This window comes from Labrys sp. KB_33_2 (assembly GCF_052114505.1).
GTDB lineage: Bacteria > Pseudomonadota > Alphaproteobacteria > Rhizobiales > Labraceae > Labrys.
On sequence record NZ_JBFREW010000001.1, the window covers coordinates 118,806 to 136,883 of the forward strand.

The 18,078-nt window shown below is 64.6% G+C and carries 17 protein-coding genes; 6 read left to right on the forward strand and 11 right to left on the reverse strand.

The genetic code is table 11. The features are described 5' to 3' along the window. Positions 1–16: 16 nt before the first annotated feature. Positions 17–769: a cobalt-precorrin-6A reductase gene (locus tag AB4037_RS00565; RefSeq protein WP_441770180.1), complete on the reverse strand. Its 753-nt coding sequence runs from the start codon at positions 767–769 to the stop codon at positions 17–19. A gap of 184 nt (positions 770–953) precedes the next feature. Between AB4037_RS00565 and cbiE the strand changes: the two genes are divergently transcribed. From cbiE to cobM, 3 genes are read left to right on the forward strand one after another with little or no spacing between them, the layout of a single operon-like run. Then, positions 954–2,189, forward strand: a complete 1,236-nt coding sequence (gene cbiE, locus AB4037_RS00570; RefSeq protein WP_441770181.1) for a precorrin-6y C5,15-methyltransferase (decarboxylating) subunit CbiE — start codon at positions 954–956, stop codon at positions 2,187–2,189. Beyond that, positions 2,186–2,575, forward strand: coding sequence for a cobalamin biosynthesis protein (locus tag AB4037_RS00575; RefSeq protein WP_441770182.1), 390 nt, complete (start codon positions 2,186–2,188; stop codon positions 2,573–2,575). Before cbiE ends, AB4037_RS00575 begins: the two co-directional genes overlap by 4 nt. A gap of 1 nt (position 2,576) precedes the next feature. After that, the gene (gene cobM / locus AB4037_RS00580) at positions 2,577–3,338 is read left to right on the forward strand and encodes a precorrin-4 C(11)-methyltransferase (protein ID WP_441770183.1); all 762 of its coding nucleotides are present in this window, start codon (positions 2,577–2,579) and stop codon (positions 3,336–3,338) included. A gap of 282 nt (positions 3,339–3,620) precedes the next feature. Here the strand turns inward: cobM and otnC are convergent, their stop codons facing one another. Further along, positions 3,621–4,262, reverse strand: coding sequence for a 3-oxo-tetronate 4-phosphate decarboxylase (otnC, locus tag AB4037_RS00585; RefSeq protein ID WP_441770184.1), 642 nt, complete (start codon positions 4,260–4,262; stop codon positions 3,621–3,623). Between the two features lie 2 nt (positions 4,263–4,264). Further along, positions 4,265–5,518: a 3-oxo-tetronate kinase gene (gene otnK / locus AB4037_RS00590; protein ID WP_441770185.1), complete on the reverse strand. Its 1,254-nt coding sequence runs from the start codon at positions 5,516–5,518 to the stop codon at positions 4,265–4,267. A 163-nt stretch (positions 5,519–5,681) separates the two neighbouring features. Between otnK and AB4037_RS00595 the strand changes: the two genes are divergently transcribed. After that, the gene (locus tag AB4037_RS00595; RefSeq protein WP_441770186.1) at positions 5,682–6,659 is read left to right on the forward strand and encodes a DMT family transporter; all 978 of its coding nucleotides are present in this window, start codon (positions 5,682–5,684) and stop codon (positions 6,657–6,659) included. A 19-nt stretch (positions 6,660–6,678) separates the two neighbouring features. On the opposite strand, the gene AB4037_RS00600 is transcribed toward AB4037_RS00595, so the two are convergent. The 3 genes from AB4037_RS00600 to AB4037_RS00610 form a co-directional block, all read right to left on the reverse strand. Beyond that, positions 6,679–7,566, reverse strand: coding sequence for a DMT family transporter (locus AB4037_RS00600; RefSeq protein ID WP_434958003.1), 888 nt, complete (start codon positions 7,564–7,566; stop codon positions 6,679–6,681). Between the two features lie 285 nt (positions 7,567–7,851). Next, positions 7,852–8,379, reverse strand: coding sequence for an SRPBCC family protein (locus tag AB4037_RS00605; protein WP_434958002.1), 528 nt, complete (start codon positions 8,377–8,379; stop codon positions 7,852–7,854). A gap of 129 nt (positions 8,380–8,508) precedes the next feature. Beyond that, positions 8,509–8,856 carry an ArsR/SmtB family transcription factor gene (locus tag AB4037_RS00610; RefSeq protein WP_434958001.1) on the reverse strand — a complete coding sequence of 116 codons (348 nt, stop codon included), beginning with the start codon at positions 8,854–8,856 and terminating at the stop codon, positions 8,509–8,511. A 143-nt stretch (positions 8,857–8,999) separates the two neighbouring features. Here AB4037_RS00610 and AB4037_RS00615 point away from each other — a divergent pair, with 143 nt between their 5' ends. Both AB4037_RS00615 and AB4037_RS00620 read left to right on the forward strand, forming a co-directional pair. After that, entirely contained in the window at positions 9,000–9,977 is a 978-nt protein-coding gene (locus tag AB4037_RS00615; protein WP_441770187.1) for an L-carnitine dehydrogenase, read from the forward strand. A gap of 196 nt (positions 9,978–10,173) precedes the next feature. Next, entirely contained in the window at positions 10,174–10,638 is a 465-nt protein-coding gene (locus tag AB4037_RS00620) for a thioesterase family protein (RefSeq protein ID WP_434957999.1), read from the forward strand. A 916-nt stretch (positions 10,639–11,554) separates the two neighbouring features. On the opposite strand, the gene AB4037_RS00625 is transcribed toward AB4037_RS00620, so the two are convergent. The 5 genes from AB4037_RS00625 to AB4037_RS00645 form a co-directional block, all read right to left on the reverse strand. After that, positions 11,555–12,595: a heme-dependent oxidative N-demethylase family protein gene (locus AB4037_RS00625; RefSeq protein ID WP_441770188.1), complete on the reverse strand. Its 1,041-nt coding sequence runs from the start codon at positions 12,593–12,595 to the stop codon at positions 11,555–11,557. Between the two features lie 127 nt (positions 12,596–12,722). Further along, positions 12,723–13,688: a PDR/VanB family oxidoreductase gene (locus AB4037_RS00630; protein ID WP_441770189.1), complete on the reverse strand. Its 966-nt coding sequence runs from the start codon at positions 13,686–13,688 to the stop codon at positions 12,723–12,725. Then, on the reverse strand, positions 13,685–14,311 hold the full coding sequence (locus tag AB4037_RS00635) for a dimethylamine monooxygenase subunit DmmA family protein (RefSeq protein WP_441770190.1): 627 nt from the start codon (positions 14,309–14,311) through the stop codon (positions 13,685–13,687). Before AB4037_RS00635 ends, AB4037_RS00630 begins: the two co-directional genes overlap by 4 nt. A 235-nt stretch (positions 14,312–14,546) precedes the next feature. Further along, positions 14,547–15,674 carry an aminomethyltransferase family protein gene (locus AB4037_RS00640; RefSeq protein WP_068288288.1) on the reverse strand — a complete coding sequence of 376 codons (1,128 nt, stop codon included), beginning with the start codon at positions 15,672–15,674 and terminating at the stop codon, positions 14,547–14,549. Between the two features lie 89 nt (positions 15,675–15,763). Further along, entirely contained in the window at positions 15,764–18,037 is a 2,274-nt protein-coding gene (locus AB4037_RS00645; protein WP_441770191.1) for a DUF1989 domain-containing protein, read from the reverse strand. Between the last annotated feature and the right edge of the window lie 41 nt (positions 18,038–18,078).

Below are 18,078 nucleotides of genomic sequence, written 5' to 3' on the forward strand. Positions count from 1 at the left end.
CCCCTGGGCAGGCCGGCTATCCCTGCCGCTCGATCCAGGCCAAGGCCTCCTGCGCCGTCGCCACCGTCTTCACCTCGGCCGTCTCAGGCCGGCGCAGCAGGATGACCGGCAGGCTGAGGCGCCGCGCGGCGGCGATCTTGCCATAGGTGGCGCTGCCGCCGGAATTCTTGGTGACCACGATATCGACGGCCTCTTCCCGCATGAGGCCGATTTCGTCCGTCTCCGCGAAGGGGCCGCGGGCAAGGATCAGCTTGGCGCGCGGCGGCAGCTCGTCCGGCGGATCGACCGAACGGACCAGATAGAAATGCTGGGGCGCGGCGAGGAAGGCCGGCAGTTCGAGGCGGCCGGTGGTCAGGAAGACGCGCCGCGGCGCGGCGCCCAGCGCCTGAACCGCGGCCTCGGCGTCCGCCACTTCGCTCCAGCGATCGCCGTCCGCCGCCTGCCAGGCAGGACGCCGCAAGGCAAGCAGGGGCACGCCCATGCGCCGGGCTGCCTCGACCGCATTGGCCGACATGCGTTCGGCGAAGGGATGGGTGGCATCGACGAGCGCGGTGACCGCATGCTCGTCGAGAAAGGCGCAAAGCCCCTCGACGCCGCCGAAGCCGCCGATACGATAGGCGATCGGTGGCTCGATGGGATTGATCGTCCGCCCGGCAAGGGACACCATGGCCGGAATGTCGGGGCGCGCGGCCAGCAGCCTAGCCAGGGCCGAAGCCTCGCTGGTGCCGCCGAGCAGCAGGACATGGGGACGGGAATTGGTGCGGGTCACTTAAGCGTCACTCACGTTGGTTCGACCTTTGTCATTGCCGGGCTTGACCCGGCAATCCAGCTTTTTGCCCGATTGCGAGTGGCTTCTGGATAGCCGGGTCAAGCCCGGCTATGACAAACCGGAGCGTTTCTTCTTAAGTGAATTGCGTTGGAACTGAAATGCGCTGTCGTCTCGTGAGGGTCGGATGAGCCCTATCAAGCACTCGGATCGCTGGCTGTCGATCGTCGGCATCGGCGAGGACGGCATGGCCGGCTTGTCGCCGCTGGCGGCCGCCGTGGTTGACAGGGCCGAACTGCTGGTCGGTGGCGCCAGGCACCTGGCGATGGTGCCGGAAGGAACGGCCGAAAGGCTGGCGGAAAGGCTGACTTGGCCGAGCCCTCTGACCGATGCCATCGGCCCGATCAAGGCGGCTCGAGGGCGCCGGGTCGTCGTGCTGGCCTCCGGGGATCCGTTCCTGTGGGGTGTCGGCGTCACGCTGGCGCGTTTCATCCCGCCCGAGGAGATCGCCTGCCATCCCGCGCCCTCGTCCTTCTCCCTGGCAGCGGCGCGGCTCGGCTGGGCACAGCAGGAGTGCGCCCTGATCTCGCTGCATGGCCGGCCGTTCGAGACGCTGATACCGCATGTCCAGCCCGATGCCCGCATCCTGGCCCTGACCTGGGATGGCCGCACGGCCGCCAAGGCGGCTGCCCGCCTTACCGAGCTCGGATTCGGCTTGTCCCGCCTGACCGTGCTGGAGCGCATCGGCGGGACCGGCGAGAGGATCCGCTCCGCCCGGGCAGAAGCCTTCGATCTCCACGGGATCGATCCGCTTAATGTCCTGGCCATCGAGGTGGTTGCCGGCCCGGATGCCCGCCCATTGCCGCTTGCCACTGGCCTGCCCGACGCGTTCTTCGAGCATGACGGACAGCTCACCAAACGAGAGATCCGTGCCGTGACCCTGTCGGCGCTGGCCCCGCTCAAGGGCCAATTGCTCTGGGATATCGGCCTGGGAGCCGGTTCGGTTGCCATCGAATGGCTGTTGCGCCACCCGTCCAACCGGGCCATCGGCATTGAGGAAAATGCCGACAGGGCAGCGCGGGCACTGGTCAATGCCATCAATCTCGGAGTGCCGCATCTGCGCCTCGTCACTGGCGCGGCGCCGGCCGCGCTGGTCGCACTGGACCGCCCCGATGCCGTCTTCATCGGTGGGGGAACGGGGGATGACGGCGTGTTCGAGGCCGCCTGGGCTGCCCTGCGCCCCGGGGGGCGCCTCGTCGCCAATGCCGTTACGCTGGAAAGCGAGCAGGCCCTGGCCCGGCGTTTCACCCAGCATGGCGGCGATCTGATCCGTCTCGGCGTAGAGCGGCTGGTGCCCGTCGGCAGCATGCATGGCTGGCGCCCCGCCATGCCGGTGACGCAATGGAGCGTGGTCAAGCCGTGAAGCTGTTCGTCGCCGCCGGTCTCGGCTGCCGGAAAGGGTGTCCGGCCGATGAAATCGCCGATCTCGTCCGGTTGGCCCTGCAGGAGGCCGGCTTTGAGCTCTCGGCGCTTTCGGGCCTGTTCGCACCGGCCTTCAAGCAGGGCGAGGCGGGGTTGGCGGAAGCCGCCGCCAGCCTCGGCGTACCGCTCGTGCTGGTTCCGCAAGCCGCGCTGGAGGCCGCCGAGCCACGTGTGCTGACCCGTTCGGAGCGCGTGGTCGCCCTGACCGGTCTCGGCAGCGTGGCCGAGACGGCAGCGCTCGCCGGCGCCGGTCCGCAATCCATACTCAAGCGGGCGCGCATCGCCAGTGCGAATGCCACCTGCGCCATCGCCGTCAACGAGGCCTGACATGACCGTTCATTTCATCGGCGCCGGTCCCGGCGCGCCCGACCTCATCACCGTGCGCGGCCGCGATCTCGTGGCGCGCTGTCCGGTCTGCCTCTATGCCGGCTCCCTGGTGCCACCGGAAATCATTGCGCTGGCGCCTGGGGATGCACGCGTGGTCGATACCGCGCCCCTGACGCTCGACCTGATCATGGCCGAGATCGAACGGGCGCATGCCGAAGGCCTCGACGTGAGCAGGCTGCATTCAGGGGATCTTTCGATCTGGAGCGCGCTGGGCGAGCAGACCCGCCGCCTCAGGGCCCTCGGCATTCCTTATACCATTACCCCGGGTGTGCCGTCCTTTGCGGCTGCCGCCGCGGTGCTCGGCAAGGAGCTCACGCTGCCGGAAGTGGCGCAATCGGTGGTGCTGACGCGCACTTCGGGCCGGGCCTCGGCGATGCCGGAGGGCGAGACGCTCGAGGCCTTCGCGCAGACCGGTGCGACGCTGGCGGTGCATCTTTCCATCCATGCGCTGGCCCGCGTGGTGGCGGAGACGACGCCGCATTACGGCAGCGGCTGCCCGGTTGCGGTGGTCTTCCGGGCGAGCTGGCCGGATGAGCGTGTCGTCACCGGCACGCTCGGCGACATCGAAGGCAAGATCGCGGCCGAGCCGATGGAGCGCACCGCTTTGATCCTGATCGGGCGTACGCTCGCCACCGAGGATTTTCGCGAGAGCGCGCTCTACGACACCGACTACAAGCGGCGCTATCGCGGCTTCGAGGGGTGATGGACGGGGCTATCGCCCCCGGCGAGCAGCGATGAGTTCCTATCGAAAGCGAGCGCGCTTTTTATCCTCCCCTGGAGGGATCGGCCATTCCTCTTGGAATGGCCTGAGGTCGACGCGATGCGTCGGGGTGGGGTGGCGCCTTTGCAAGAATGATAGTCGCTGTCGTCTCGAGCTGCGTATTTTCACCCCACCCCGGCCTTTCAGGCCGACCCTCCCCCTACAGGGGAGGGTAGAAATCCGCGCTTTGCTAACCTGAAGCGGTTGTTGGGTGACGAGCGATCTTCAGGCCTTGCCGAATTGGCTTTCCAGCGCGCCGACCTGCGCCGGCGTCAGCGCTCGCACCGCCATGCCGCGGGTGACGATGAAGAGGCGAGCGCTTTCCTCCAGCTCCTCTGCCGCATGGACGGCGGCTTCCAGCGTAGTGTCGGCGATGACCGGGCCGTGATTGGCGAGCAGGATCGCCTTGTGGCGGGGCGCTGCTGCGGCGATGTGGTGCTCCACGGCCGGATCGCCGGGCGCGGTGTAGGGCACGATGGCAAGGCGCCCGATCCGCATGACGAAATAGGGCGTGAGCGGCGGCAAGGCATCGACGGGATCGACATCGTCGAGGCAGGAGACCGCCGTCGCATAGGTCGAATGCAGATGGACGACGGCCCCGGCCTGCGGCCTTGCGGCGAGCATGGCGCGATGGAGCGGAATTTCCTTGGTCGGCTTGTCGCCATCCCGATGCCGCCATTCCGTATCGAGGCGCGAAAGCCTGGCCGGGTCGAGCCGCCCCAGGCAGGAATTGGTCGGGGTCACCAGGTAGCCGTCGGGCAGGCGTACGCTGATATTGCCGCTCGAGCCCACGGTGAAGCCGCGATCGAACAGGGATTTGGCCAGGAAGCAGAGCTGTTCGCGCAGGCGGTTTTCGTCTCCTGACATGCTCACGCCTTTCCGGCCAGCAGGGCCACGGCCTTGGCGAAGAAGTCCGGCGCGCCGAAATTGCCGGATTTGAGCGCGATCGCCACCGGTTTCGTCCCCCGCAATTGCAAGGCGGGCACGCCGGGGTCGATTTCCGGCCCGATGGCGAGGACGGCATTGCCGAGCGTGCCGGCGACGGCACCGGATGTCTCGCCGCCGGCGGCCACGATCCTGGTAAAGCCGTGCTTGAGGGCCGCGCGGGCGAGTTCGGCGAACAGGCCTTCGATGCGTTGGGCGAGGGCCTCGCGGCCATGGCGCGCCTGGGCTGATGCCACGACCTCCGGATCGGCCGAGGAATAGAGCATCGGCGCGGCATCCCGGTGGGCTTCGAGGAAATCGACGAGGGTATCGAGCCCGAGGCTGCCATTCATCACCGCGTCGGCCTCGATGGCCATATGCGGGTGGTTCTGGGCATAGAGGCCAACCTGCCGGCGGGTCGCCTCGGAACAACTGCCCGAAAGGATGACGGCCGGGCCGTCAGCCCCGGCGAAGGCCGGCGTGGTGCGGCCCGGCGCAATGCCATAATTGGCAGGCAGGCCCATGGCGATGCCGGAGGCGCCGGTGATGAAGGCATGATCGGCAAGGCTGGCGCCGAGTGCGAGCAGATCCTCATTGCTGGTTGCATCGGCCACGATGAGGCGTTCGCCGCGGCCCGCGGCGTGCGCCAACGCGGTCCTGATAGACGAAATCCCGGCCCGCACAACGGCGTGCGGCAGATGGCCGACCTTCAGCGGCGTCTGGAGCTGCAGCCAACGGCGGATGTCGGGATCGGTCATCGGGGTGAGCGGATGGCGCTCCATGCCGGATTCCGACAGGAGGCGGTCATGAACGAAAAGATGGCCCTGGTACAGCGTGCGGCCCGTGCCGGGAAAGGCCGGACAGACCAGAGCCAGGGGGGCGTTGAGCACGGCGAGCACCGACTCCGCGACAGGGCCGATATTGCCTGAGGGGGTCGAGTCGAAGGTCGAGCAATATTTGAACAGGATCTGGCGGGCGCCGTTCGCCTTCAGCCAGGCGGTCGCGCTCAGCGAAAGACGCACCGCCTCGGCCGGGTCGATGGAGCGGGATTTCAGCGCGACCACCACCGCGTCGTCACCGGCCGGGGCCGTGCCGGCGGGAATGCCCAGAGTGAGCGAGGTGCGCATGCCGGCCCGCGCCAGCGTATTGGCGAGGTCGCTCGCACCGGTGAAGTCGTCTCCGAAGGCCCCCAGCAGCATGGCGTTTCCCACTTCCGTCGCGCTCTGGCGGCGCCCATCTTGTCGGACAATAGAAAGAGGGACCGTAGCTGGCAAGGCAGGGACGTGACTCCTTGGAACGCGGACGTCCCCGCTCCCAGGAAGGCTACCATCTCACTTGCGGTCCGGATCAGCCAGAAATGTCGTGCCTGGACTATTCGATGTTCGCATTCCCGGCATTGTGAAGGTCCTTCCTCTTGGTTGCGTCACCGTCATGTCTTCCCGTGGCTCTCACCTTGTCGGTGCGTTCCTCGCCCTCTCGGCGGGAACGGTGTTTTCGTTTGGCAGCGTCACCATTCGCGAGTCGCCGCATCTCGACGCCGTGCAATATCTCATCTGGCGCAGCTTCGGCCTGCTGCCGCTGGTGCTCGGGGTGGCGCTGCTGCAGGGCAAGTCGCCGCTGCGCCAGATGGTTTCGGGCGGCTGGCTCGGGCTCGGCGGCGCGCTGTGCATGACGGTGATGGCTGATTTGTTCATCTTCGCCATGAAGACGACGACTATCGCCAATGCTCTGCTGTTTTCGAGCGCGGCGCCGCTGATCGGCGCCATCCTGGCCCGCGTGATCCTGAAGGAACGCATCCTTGTCGCCACTTGGTGCGGCATCGCGATCGGCATCGCGGGCCTGCTGGTCATGACCTGGGGGGAACTGGGCAGCGGCAATGCCATCGGCAATCTCGCCGGCTTCGGCGTGGGCTTTGCCTATGGGCTCTATTCCATCATTGCCCGGCTCGGCCGCGACAGGGACATGTCGGGCGTGGTGCTGGGCTGGGCGGCGCTGACCATCCTCACCTGCGGCGCCTTCATGCTGTTGCATGGCGTCACCATCGCCACGCCGATGCTGGAAAATACCTATGCCATGATCCATGGCGCCGTGTTCATCGGCGGCGGCATGTATCTGCTCAATGCAGCAGCTCGCCATGTCGGCGCCGGGCAACTCACCTTGTTGGCCCAGACCGAAATGATTCTCGGGCCCGTCTGGGTCTATCTCTTCTTCGGCGAGGCGCCGCGCTTGACCACGATCCTGGGTGGTGCCGTGCTGCTTGCCGGCGTGCTTGTCGCTGCCCTGGGACGCAATTTTACGCGCGAAGAGGAAGCGGAAGTGGCAGCGCGCGCCTCGGTTTGATCGAGCTGGCTCCGCCGGTTCAGGACGACCTGATGCGCAAGCCGCCGAGAATGTGCCAGACCACGGCCGCGAGCACGATGGCACCGCCGACGATTGCGGCCGTACCCGGATCCTCGGCGAAAAGCAGATAGACCCAGAGCGGTGCCAGCACCACGTCGAGCGTGGAGATCAGACCGGCTTCTGCAGCAGGGATCCGGCGCGCGCCGGCCAGGAACATGAAGAAGGCGAGTGGAATCGAGGTGAAGGCAAACACGGCCAGGACCAGCCAATCCTGGGCTGTTGCCGCGGCAGGCGAAGCGAAGGGCAGGCCTACCAGCGCCGTGAACAGGCAACAGAACAGGTTGACCGGCAGCATTTCCAGCTTCGGGCGCGCCCGCGCCACCACCGCCACGATGGCAAAGGAGGCAGCCATGCCGAGCGCCATGGCATCGCCGAAGAGATGGCTGGATCCGAAGGAGCCGCCCACCATCACGACCACGCCGACGAGTGCGCCACCAGAGGCGATCAGCGTGCGCCGGGTGACCCTCTCGCGCATGATCAGCCAGGCGAGGCCGGCCGCCAGGAAGGGCGTGGTGGCATAGATCACCGCCACATTGGCGATTGTGGTGTGATAGAGCGCGCCGACATAGAACAGCATGGACAGCGAGGCGCAGGCCGCAATGATGAGCCCGAACCAGCCGATCGAGCGGATCGCCGCCAGGCTGTCGGCGCGGTGCACATAGACAAGACCGGCCGCCATGTAGATCGCCCCGATCGCCGCGCGCAGCGACACGGTCGTCCAGGCATCCACCGTCAGCATGCGGGCGAAGATGCCGCTGATGCTCCAGGCGACAGCGGAAGCGACGACGAGAAAAACACCGAGCCGATGGACGGAACGGGCGTCGGACGAGGCGGTGATGGCGGACATCGGAAAACCAGGGGTGGGAGGACGCAACTCACATGATTTTCAGCGGCACTCCCAACGGGCCGATGAAGGTGTGGTCAGCCGCAATCTCCTTGTTTCAGATGCTTCGTTCAAGGGAGGAAAGCTATCTTGAACGACAAGAAAAGCTTGATGACGAAGAGAGTGTTTCCCACACTTCATCCGCTGTCCCGACGTTCCTCGATCGATCTTCGCGCGATCGAGCGCGCCCCGCCGTTTTTTGCGAGCATCAGCTGCCGTCCGGCACCGGCGCGAGGCGTCGAACATGGTTCAGCTTGTGCTCATCCTGCTCTCGTAATCGGCCTCGAGTTGCGTATGCAGACCCCAGAAGCTAGGCGGTGTCTGTCCTCCGAGGCGGGCGGCGAGGATATCGAGATGGGTGTGCCAGCCGGCGGCGACGCTAATCAGTTCATCGCGGGCGAGCAGGCGGCTATGGGTAATGGTGATATGGGTGCGCCCGAGCTCCGGCTTGAGGTCGATACGGACCTGCGAGCCGTCACCCCAGGCATATTCGATCAAGGTCGGCGGTTCGCAGGCGATCACCCGTCCATGCATCTCGACCGTGTCGTTCAGATGCAGATATTTGGGCGGCGGCGGATCATCGGGTGCCGACAGGTCGCCATTGCGGAAGACATGGTTGACCCGTCCACCTGGCTGCAATTCCATTTCGCCGCCGGCCAGCCATTGCTGGCGCTTCTCGGCCTCGGTCAGGAAGGCCCAGACGCGTTCGATCTGTCCGGAAAGAACGCGTTCGATACGCACGGTCTCGGTGTCGATGATCACGCCGTAGTCGGACATGGTTCAGCTCCCTAGAGTGAAGCGCGTTCATGGCTGAACGCTTGTTTTCTCTAACTTTTTGTTTCCAAGCCTATCCGGTGGATTGGCCAGAGCGTCCTGTATTCCGGCAAATTGCAAGGCGCTTCGGGTTCAGCTCCTCTGAGGATTGGCGATTGCATCCGCAATCAGCAGGGCATCGAGGGTGTCGAGTCGCTGATTCCAGAGTTTTTCGTAAAAGCGCATCCATTCCAGGCCGGCATGCAGAGGCCGCGGGTTCAGCCGGCAGGTGTGGGTGCGTCCTTCGACACTGCGTTCCACCAGGCCGGCCTTCTCCAGGACCTTGATGTGCTTGGAGGCGGCTGCCAGCGAGATGGCGAAGGGATGGGCGAGTTCGCCCACCTTGCGGGGCTCGGCAGCGAGGTTGCGCAGCATGGCCCGCCTGGTCGGATCGGCCAGGGCATGAAAGATGGCATCGAGAGGATCTTTATATTCAACCATACGGTTGAACATCTGCCTTCATCGGCCAACTGTCAACCAGATGGTTGACTATATTTCCGTCGCGTTTGGCACCTGCGATGTCGCGCCATGCAAAGGCCTTTTCGGCAAGGCCTTGTCTAGTCGCGCCGACAGGGAGAACAGCGATGGCCACGACATCCAAGACGTCTGCAATCAAGACATTCGCAATTATCGGTACCGGCGTGATCGGCGCGGGGTGGGCGGCGCGGGCGCTCGCACACGGTCTGGATGTCGTCGCCTACGATCCGGCCTCGGGCGCCGAGGAAAAGCTGCGTGCGGCCATCGACAATGCCTGGCCGGCCCTGGAGAAGCAGGGATTGGCCGCCGGTGCCGACCGCAAGCGTCTGAGCTTCGCCAACTCCGTGGCCGAGGCCGCCGGCCAGGCCGACTTCATCCAGGAAAACGCCCCGGAGCGCGAGGAACTCAAGCAATCGCTGCTGGCCGAGATCGACGTCGCCGCCAAGCCCGGCGCCATCATCGGCTCCTCCACCTCGGGCCTGTTGCCGAGCTTGCTGCAGGCCAAGATGGCCGATCCGACCCGGCTGGTGGTGGGCCATCCCTTCAACCCTGTCTATCTCCTGCCGCTGGTGGAAGTGCTCGGCGGCAGCAAGACTTCGGCCGAGACGGTCGAGGCCGCCAAGGCCTTCTATGCCTCGATCGGCATGCGCCCGCTGCATGTCAGGGTGGAGATCGAAGGCTTCATCGCGGACCGCCTGATGGAAGCGCTCTGGCGCGAGGCGCTCTGGCTGGTCAATGACGGCGTCGCCACCACCGAGGAGGTCGACGCGGCCGTCGTCTATGGCTGTGGCCTGCGCTGGTCGCTGATGGGCACCTTCCTCACTTTCCATCTCGCCGGCGGCGAAGGCGGCATGCGCCACATGCTGCACCAGTTTGGGCCGGCCCTGAAACTGCCCTGGACCAAGCTCACGGCCCCCGAGCTGACGGAAGAACTGATCGACCGCGTCGCCGATGGCTGCGAGCACCAGGCCGCCGGCCGCTCGATCAAGGCGCTGGAGCGCCGCCGCGACGACTTCCTCATCGAAGTGATGGCGCTGGCCAAGAAATACTGGCCGGAGGCCGAAGGACTCGAAGGAAGGGTCTGATTCCCGGGATCGCAGGCTTCCAGCCTGCTCTAGGAACCGTCACACTTGCAGGATAGGCGATGCAGGCGAGACGCCTGCGATCCCAGAGCAAACAAGCGTTCACAGGTGAACGCTTGTTTGCTCCATCTCTTTGTTTCGACGCGTCTTTGCGATTCTCGGTGATTCCGAGAAATCACAAAACGCTTTGGGGATTCCCATGCACCTTCTCGACGAAACCGTCCGCCCGGAATGGATCGACTATAACGGCCATCTCTATGACGGCTATTACGCGGTGATCTTCGCCAAGGCCGTCGACGAGTTCCTCGGTCGCGTCTGCCTCACCGCCGCCGTGCGCGAGACGACGCGCCATACCATCTATACGATGGAGACCCATGTCCGCTTCCTGTGGGAGGTCAAGCTCGGCACGCCCGTCTCTGTAACCTGCCAGGTGCTGGACCTCGACACCAAGCGCGTCCGCATCTTCCTGAGCATGTACGACAAGGTGCGCAATCTCGTGGTGGCGACCTCCGAGCAGCTCTTGATGTCGATCGACCAGACCGAGCAGCCCCATGCGGCGCCCTGGCTGCCGCAGAGCGCTGCAGTGCTGGAGGGCCTGCTAAAGGAGCACGCTACCCTGCCGATGCCGAAGGATGCCGGGCGCAGCATCGGCATCAAGCGGTAGTGGTCCTTTGCTGGATCCACTGAATTGCAGCCTCTAGCCAGGTCATTCCAAGGCAAGGCCAAAAAGGGGAAAGCGCCAGGCGAGCTCTCCCGATCACTGATTTGCATCGGCATTGACCGATTGGGCTGGCATTTTGGAAATGATGGCAGCATATCTCTTCGGTTATGTGGACCAGTCGAGGCCTCGTGCGCCGCTTTTGTACGGCAGTCCTGCTGCTAGTGATATCCCTTGGCAGCGCCGGTGCTGCTTGCCAGGACTATCTTGCGCAGGCGTTCGATAGGCTGAACGCACAGCCGTTTACGGCCGAGACACGTTCGGCCGCCGCTAATACAATCACCTATCTCATTTATGATCAGGAACGACCCGACGTCTTTCGCGCTCACCTGAGATTCGAAGGTCACGGCAGGGGAACGATCGATTTGGTCAATATTGGCGGCAAACGTTGGTCTGATCGTGGTGAAGGCTGGAAGTTGCTGGATGAGAGAGACTACGAGCGGTCGATATCGTATGTCTCTTTCTAATGGCGTCCTTTCTCCGCGAAAGATGTTCGGCAAGCCAGTTGTATGGGGTCCACGCCCAAAAAGGGTGTCTGGCATTCCGTGTTCGGGATTGCGCAGGGGCGCACATTCCTGACGGTCTACGTCAACAACCTCACGGGCTTGCCAGAGAGCTGGTCGACACAGAACGGCCAAGCTGAAGCGGCCTTCCGTTATGATCGAGCTGTCCGTGTTGCGCACCCAATGCCGTGACCGGAGCAAAGCGCGTTTCCACGTAACCGCTGCTTTTCTCTAACTCATTGTTCCGACACGTCTTTACGTTTCCACCAAATAGAAAAACGCTATGGGGGTCTGTCCGCGTCTTCCTGGGATTGCCAGCACGACACCGGCGACCCAGGAAGAGCTTTCACTTCCGTCCATCAATCCGGCCAACCGCCCGGGCTGGTCTCGGCGCCGTCGTCATATTTCGACAGCCACTCCAATGCCGTGTCGCGGAAACGGGTGAGGCCCTTGTAGTCCACCAGTTCGGGCGGCAAGGTCTGCAGCACACGGTGCAGGCGCCGGCCCCATTTGGGCACCGTCACCAGTTCCTCAAGCTTGATCAGGTAGCAGCGGATCGGGAAGACAATGGCGTTGGAACGCGGCAGGCGGAAGAAAGTCTGCAGTTCGACGCGCAGATGCAGCTTGTTGCCGATGTTTTCGGGAGTCAGCGTGGCGCGGTCCTTGCCCCATTTGTGATAGTTCTCGGGCGAGGTATCGAGCCGCGGATTGACCGTCATCGTCCAGTTGAGCCGCCTGGTGGGCGAGCCCTGACGCAGGTTGAGCATGAATTTGAGAGCCCGCTCGAACACGCCGAGCTGGTGGGCCAGCGGCACCGGGCCGTGCCATTCCATGAAATTCATGCCGATGTCGAAATCGAGCGACCAGTCGGCCTGGGTGGTGACGATGCCCGCATCCATCCACAGATTGCCATCGCGCTGGTCGAGCAGGCAGAAATCGCCCTGGGCCTGGCGGGTGATGTATTCCATCGGCCCATAGGGCAGGGTGGCGACGTCACCGAAGGTGAAGCGGTCGTCGATGCCCAGCGGCCGGTTGATCCAGTGCCACTGGTCGCCGTCCCGCTCGAGCGTGAAATGCTCGGGATAGGAGGTCGACATGCTCTCCATCAGGAGTTCGAGCAGGTCCCATCCCGCCAGTGTCATATGCGGCAGGGACTGGCAGCGCAGCGGGTCTTCCTTCAGCACCAGCGCCCGGTCGGCCATCTCCGAGACATAATGCTCGTCGACGTCGATGGGATGCTCGAAGGCCGAACCCTCCGGGCCTGAAATATGCGGTTCGATATTGACCGCATACATGTAGTTGTCCTTGTCGAAGGGAAAGGGAAAGCGGCGGATCGCTGCCTCCGAATTGCGGAAGGTAAAGTCGTCGCGGAAGGTTTCCTGGCGGAATTGGATGCCCATTGTGAAGCTCCTGGGATCGCCGGCTTCCTGCCGGCTCTTGAAACGAAGGCCCCGGAAGAGCCGGTATCCACGACATGCAGGCATGTCGTTGAGAAGCCGGCGATCCCAGGAATTGCAAATCCAGCAGTTACAAATCCAGCACCAGTTCCCGGCCTTCGAAGCGCGAGACGCAGGGCATGACCTTGGCGCCGGAGGCCTTGTCGGCCTCCGAGAGGTAGTGGTCGTTGTGCATGAGCGTGCCGTCGCAGGAGAGCACCCGTGTCTCGCACTGGCCGCAGGCTCCGCCGCGGCAGAGATAAGGCGCATCGACGCCGGCGGCCTCGATCGCCTCCAGCATGCTCTGGTGCGGACCGACCTTGGCCCGCTTGCCTGAGAGGGCCAGGATGATCTCGTAAGGCTTGCCGGAAGCCGGGGCGATGAACTGCTCGTCATGCAGGTTCTGGTCGGGCCAGCCCTCGTTGCGGGCGGTGTTGAGCACCCATTTGATCATACCGCCGGGCCCGCAGACATAGAGATGCGTGCCGAGGGGCTGGCGCGCGAGCAACTCGGCGAGCGCGATCGCCTCACCCTTGTCGTCGCGATAGATGTGCACCCGGCGACCGTAACGTTCGGCCAGGTGGGCAAGATAGGCGCCATGCTCGTCCGAACGCACGGCGTAATGCAGCTCGAAGGGGCGGTCCTCGTCGGAAAGCTGCGCCATCATCGCCATGAAGGGCGTGATGCCGATGCCGCCGGCGAAGAGCAGGTGTTTCCTGGCGCGCTGGTCCGGCGGGAACAGGTTGACGGGATGACTGATGCGGATGACATCGCCGGGCCGGACCTTGCCATGCAGGAACATCGAGCCGCCACGGCCCTTGTCGTCGCGCCGCACGCTGATGGTGTAGCAGGCGGTGTCGCCCGGGCGGCTCATCAGCGAATAGGGGTTGCGCCGCAGCGTGGCGCCGTCCTCCATCTCCACCACCACATGGGCGCCGCCGGAGAAATTGGGCAGAAGGGAGCCGTCGACGGGCTTGAAATGGAAGCGCTTGATCTCGGGCGTGACCTGGTGGATCTCGCTGACGCGCACCTCGATCTTGGGTGTCTTGTCGCTCATGGAAAGGCCTCCTCGGTCGGCGGCACCACGCCGGGCTCTTCGGCGTCGATGCACACGCCCTGGAATGCGGCGATGCGGCGCGAATAATGGTCCCGGACCAACAGAGTCAGGCCGCAATGGGCACATTTGACCGGCTGCGTGCGCACATGCTCGGTGATGCCCTTGCAATGCACGCATTGCACCCGTCGTTCTTCCGAGCCGCGATGCTCGGTCTGGATGGAGAGATGGTCAACGCCGGCCTCGATCGCAAGCTTCATGGCCTGGCCGATCAGGCCTTCCGTGCCTGCCAGATAGATCTGGGTGCCCATATGGGCCGTCGCCAACGTCTGGGCCAGGCGTGGCAGGGCGGCGGCGATGCTCGGGCCTTCATAGAACATGTCGGGGCCGAGTGCCCGGAGCGCCTCGCCGAAATTCTTGGGAGCGGCCCCGCCGGGCACATCGTCGATGTGCCCGGGTACATAGATGATGTGAGCCTTGTCGAGGAAAGGAGCCTCGGCCGTTTCGGTCGCGTCCAGGATTGCCTGCGCACCCTCGGCATCCGCCACGAAGAGGTGCCGCTTGGCGCCGGGGCGGATGGCAAGGGTGCCATAGACAGGACGGCTCTTGATGCCGGATACGAGCATGGTTCTATCGAAACTCCAGCGCGAACGAAGTGGATCAGGCCCTTGTTTTACCCTCCCCTGGAGGGGGAGGGTCGACGCGAAGCGTCGGGGTGGGGTGGCTCCGCAAGAATTGCTAGGATCGCGAAACCGGGCCTCGATCAGCCGAGGTGGTGGTTTTCACCCCACCCCGGCCTTTCAGGCCGACCCCAGGCACTTCCAAGAGGAAGTGCCGATCCCTCCAGGGGAGGGTATTTCCTTACAGCGCCGTACGCTTCTTCTTCTCCGGATCGTCGAAGGTGATGGTGTGCGCGATGGCGGAGCACTGCACGTTCTTGCCCTTGACCTCAAGCTTGGTGCCCTGCTTGGCAACGTCGACCGCCATGCGGGCGATTGCCATGGACCGGTTGGTCAGGCGCGAATACATGCCGCAGGTGACCACGCCCACCTTCTTGCCGCCGGCCCAGAGCTCGTCGCCGGCATCGAGGATCTTGTCGGTGTCGGCGAGGACGCCGAAGATCTTGAAGCGCTCCTTGCCCTTGAGGCGGTAATGCTCCTCGGCGCCGCGGAAGCCGGTCTTGCCGGGCGAGACGGTGAAGGTGAGACCGAGTTCCCACAGCGTGTCGCCGGGGCCTTCATTCTCGAAGGGATACATCTGCGAATTGTCGTAGGGATAGAACAGCAGATAGCTCTCCACCCTGAGCCAGTCGAGCGCGGTGAAGGAGGCGGGCACGATGCCCATGCGCTTGCCTTCCTTCAGGATGGTGTCCCAGATCTCGACGGCGTCCTCGGACTTGCAGAAGATCTCGTAGCCGCGCTCGCCGGTATAGCCGGTGCGCGAGATCATCACCGGCTTGCCGAACAGCGTGGTCTGCATGTGGTGGAAATATTTGAGGTCCTTGATCCCAGGCACATGCTTTGAAAGATATTTCACCGCCAGCGGGCCCTGAAGCGACAGGTCCTGCAAATCGTCGTCGAAGATGACGGCGACGTTCTTGCCGGCCGCATCGCGCGCCATGTCCTCGAAGCCGGTGCCCGAACCATAGACCGTCATCCAGCTGTTGGGGCCGGTGCGATAAAGGATGCAGTCGTCGGTGAACTTGCCGGCATCGTTGAGCACGCAGGCATAGGCCGACTTGCCGGGCACGATCTTGCGCACGTCGCGCGTAGTCAGGCGCTGCAGAACCTGATGCGAATGCGGGCCGACCAGATGGGATTTGCGCAGGCCTGATACGTCCATCAGCGCCGCCTTGGTGCGGATCGCCTCATGCTCGTCGGCGAGGTCCGACTTGGTATAGGTCCAGGCCGTCTCCATCCCGTTCCAGTCTTCCAGGGTGGAGCCGAGGGCTCGATGGCGGGCTGCGAGCGGCGAACGCCGCCAGGACATGACACTCATGGATGTTCCCTTCTGTGATCGGTGGGCCGGTCTTCGGACCGGCGCGGTTGGGCTGGCAAGGCCGGAGGAATGAGGCTGCGCTACATCCTCACCCTCGTCTTGTCCGGGTCGTAATGGGCAAAGCGAACGACCTTGGCCTTGAGGCGCTTCTGATGGCCGTCGAGCTTGCCGATTTCGAGTTCCGTGCCGATCTCGGCCGAGCCGATGTCGACGCGGGCGAGGGCGATGGTCGCGTCGAGGATCGGCGAGCGCATGCCGGAGGTGACCACGCCGATGCGGGCGCGCCCGGCATAGACATGATCGCCGTGATGGGCTGTTTCGCGTCCCTCGATCTCCAGGCCGACAAGCTTGCGCTGGGGTTCGGCCTTGCGCTTGACCAGGGCCTCCTTGCCGACAAAATCGCCCTTCTTGGAGACCAGCGGCACGGTGAAGGCGATGCCGGCCTCGAACGGGTCGGTCTCGTCGGAGAATTCGTAATGGGCGAAGATCAGCCCGGCCTCGATGCGCAGCATGTCGAGCGCTTCGAGCCCCATCGGTACCACGCCGAGCGGCTTGCCGGCCTTGAAGACGGCATCCCACACAGCCTCGCCATCGCGCGGATGGCAGAAGATCTCGTAGCCGAGCTCGCCGGTATAGCCGGTGCGCGAGACCACCACGGCAGGGCCCTGGGCGTGACCGAGCCGGCCGACGGTGGAACGGAACACCCCGATTTCGTTCGCAGCCGGCTGGGCCGGCGGCGTCCAGATGATCTTGCTGATGAGGTCACGGCTTTTCGGGCCCTGCACGGCGAGATTGTGAAGCTGGTCGGTCGAGGAGCGGATCCAGACCTTGAAGCCCTTTTCTTCGGCGAGCTGGCGCAGATGCACGCCGACATAGGGATCGCCGCAGACGAGGCGGAACTGCTGCGGCCCGAGGCGAAACACGGTGCCGTCATCCAGCATGCCGCCATGCGGATAGCAGATGGCGGTGTAGACGACCTGGCCGACCGAAAGCTTGGTGATGTCGCGCGTCACGGCATAGTCGAGCAGCGCCTCGGCATCGGGGCCGAGCACCTCGAACTTGCGCAGGGCGGAAAGGTCGATCACCGCCACCTTTTCGCGGCAGGCCCAATATTCGGCCACCGCGCCGTCGGCGAGGAAGGAATTGGCGAGCCAATAGCCGCGATATTCGACCATGCGGCGCGAAAGAGGAGCGACCTTCGAATGGAACGCCGTCTCCTTGGTGAAGACCGGAGGGGAATCGGGTGTCATGCGCGTAGCAATCGCCTTGGGAAATTCGTGATGCGCGTCATAGACGCGGACCTGGATGTCGGTGGGGTTCCAGCCATTGGCGGGGTCGATGTCGTCGGCACAGGAAGAGGCGGCACAGGTGAGGTCGATCAACGCGCGCATCAGCACATAGTCGCCGGGACGCGACCACGGCTCGTCGGCGCTGATGGTGCCGTCATGGTTGACTTGCGTGTTGAAGAAGAAATTGATCGCCGGCCAGCCGGGGCGAGGCACGATGCCGTCCTGCGCCAGGACCCTGTTGAAGTTCTCCGAGCAGGAATCATGGCCCGGATAACCCATGTCGTCGTAATATTTCATGGTGCAGGCGAGGCCGAAGGTGTCGTGCCGCCCGCAGGTGTCCTGCACCACCTCCACCGTGGCGCGCATGCGCTGGTCGAAGAATTTCGAGAACAGGCCCGGGCCCGGATAGGCGCGTCCCATCAAGGTGCGGGTCGCGGTGGCGTCGAGGCCGCATTCGATGCCCTGCTTGAGCAGCTCAGTGTCGAAGGCGAGGAAATCCGAGCATTGGCGGCCGTCGATGTCCATGATCTGGATATATTGGCCAGCCTTGACTTCGAAACGCTCCGCGGTCGCGGCCTTCACCCGGAAGTCCTGGACTGGGGTGGCGAGGGGCGGCGCGGGCAGGCTTTGCGGCGCGCGCTTGGTGGTATCGTCGCTGCGCGCGATTTCCAGGGAGAAATCGGTCGCGGGCACCACCGCATCCGCCGTCGAAGACCCGGCGGGCACGATGAGCACGCAGGTCATGTCGTGAGCGGCGGACAAAGTGAAGGCCTCGCCCGCCTGGGTGTCCGGTCCCGACAACACGATGCCGCTGGCGCTGGCAAGATCGTGGCCGGCGAGCTGGTGATGGGTGGCCGCGGCATTCTCATTGGCCGCGATCAGGCCCGCCAGCGCATCGCGCGGAGCGGCGGGATGGTCGGATGGCAGGCTTTCCTGCGCTGCGAAGGCATAAAGCAGGGCGTTCTGGCCGCCTTCCAGATTGGTCAGGCGCAGGCGATCCCCTTTGCCGAGGGCGAAGACCTGGCTCGATCCGCCGGCGACGCGAAGCATTTCGGCTTCAGGCATGGCAAACCACTCCTACAAGCAAGCGAACGGGCGGGAAGAGC

Coding starts and splice junctions, on each gene's coding strand:
- cbiE (WP_441770181.1), top strand. CDS start 954: ATGAGCCCTATCAAGCACTCGGATCGCTGGCTGTCGATCGTCGGCATC.
- cobM (WP_441770183.1), top strand. CDS start 2,577: ATGACCGTTCATTTCATCGGCGCCGGTCCCGGCGCGCCCGACCTCATC.
- otnC (WP_441770184.1), bottom strand. CDS start 4,262: ATGTCAGGAGACGAAAACCGCCTGCGCGAACAGCTCTGCTTCCTGGCC.
- otnK (WP_441770185.1), bottom strand. CDS start 5,518: ATGCTGCTGGGGGCCTTCGGAGACGACTTCACCGGTGCGAGCGACCTC.
- AB4037_RS00600 (WP_434958003.1), bottom strand. CDS start 7,566: ATGTCCGCCATCACCGCCTCGTCCGACGCCCGTTCCGTCCATCGGCTC.
- AB4037_RS00605 (WP_434958002.1), bottom strand. CDS start 8,379: ATGTCCGACTACGGCGTGATCATCGACACCGAGACCGTGCGTATCGAA.
- AB4037_RS00610 (WP_434958001.1), bottom strand. CDS start 8,856: ATGGTTGAATATAAAGATCCTCTCGATGCCATCTTTCATGCCCTGGCC.
- AB4037_RS00615 (WP_441770187.1), top strand. CDS start 9,000: ATGGCCACGACATCCAAGACGTCTGCAATCAAGACATTCGCAATTATC.
- AB4037_RS00620 (WP_434957999.1), top strand. CDS start 10,174: ATGCACCTTCTCGACGAAACCGTCCGCCCGGAATGGATCGACTATAAC.
- AB4037_RS00625 (WP_441770188.1), bottom strand. CDS start 12,595: ATGGGCATCCAATTCCGCCAGGAAACCTTCCGCGACGACTTTACCTTC.
- AB4037_RS00630 (WP_441770189.1), bottom strand. CDS start 13,688: ATGAGCGACAAGACACCCAAGATCGAGGTGCGCGTCAGCGAGATCCAC.
- AB4037_RS00635 (WP_441770190.1), bottom strand. CDS start 14,311: ATGCTCGTATCCGGCATCAAGAGCCGTCCTGTCTATGGCACCCTTGCC.
- AB4037_RS00640 (WP_068288288.1), bottom strand. CDS start 15,674: ATGTCCTGGCGGCGTTCGCCGCTCGCAGCCCGCCATCGAGCCCTCGGC.
- AB4037_RS00645 (WP_441770191.1), bottom strand. CDS start 18,037: ATGCCTGAAGCCGAAATGCTTCGCGTCGCCGGCGGATCGAGCCAGGTC.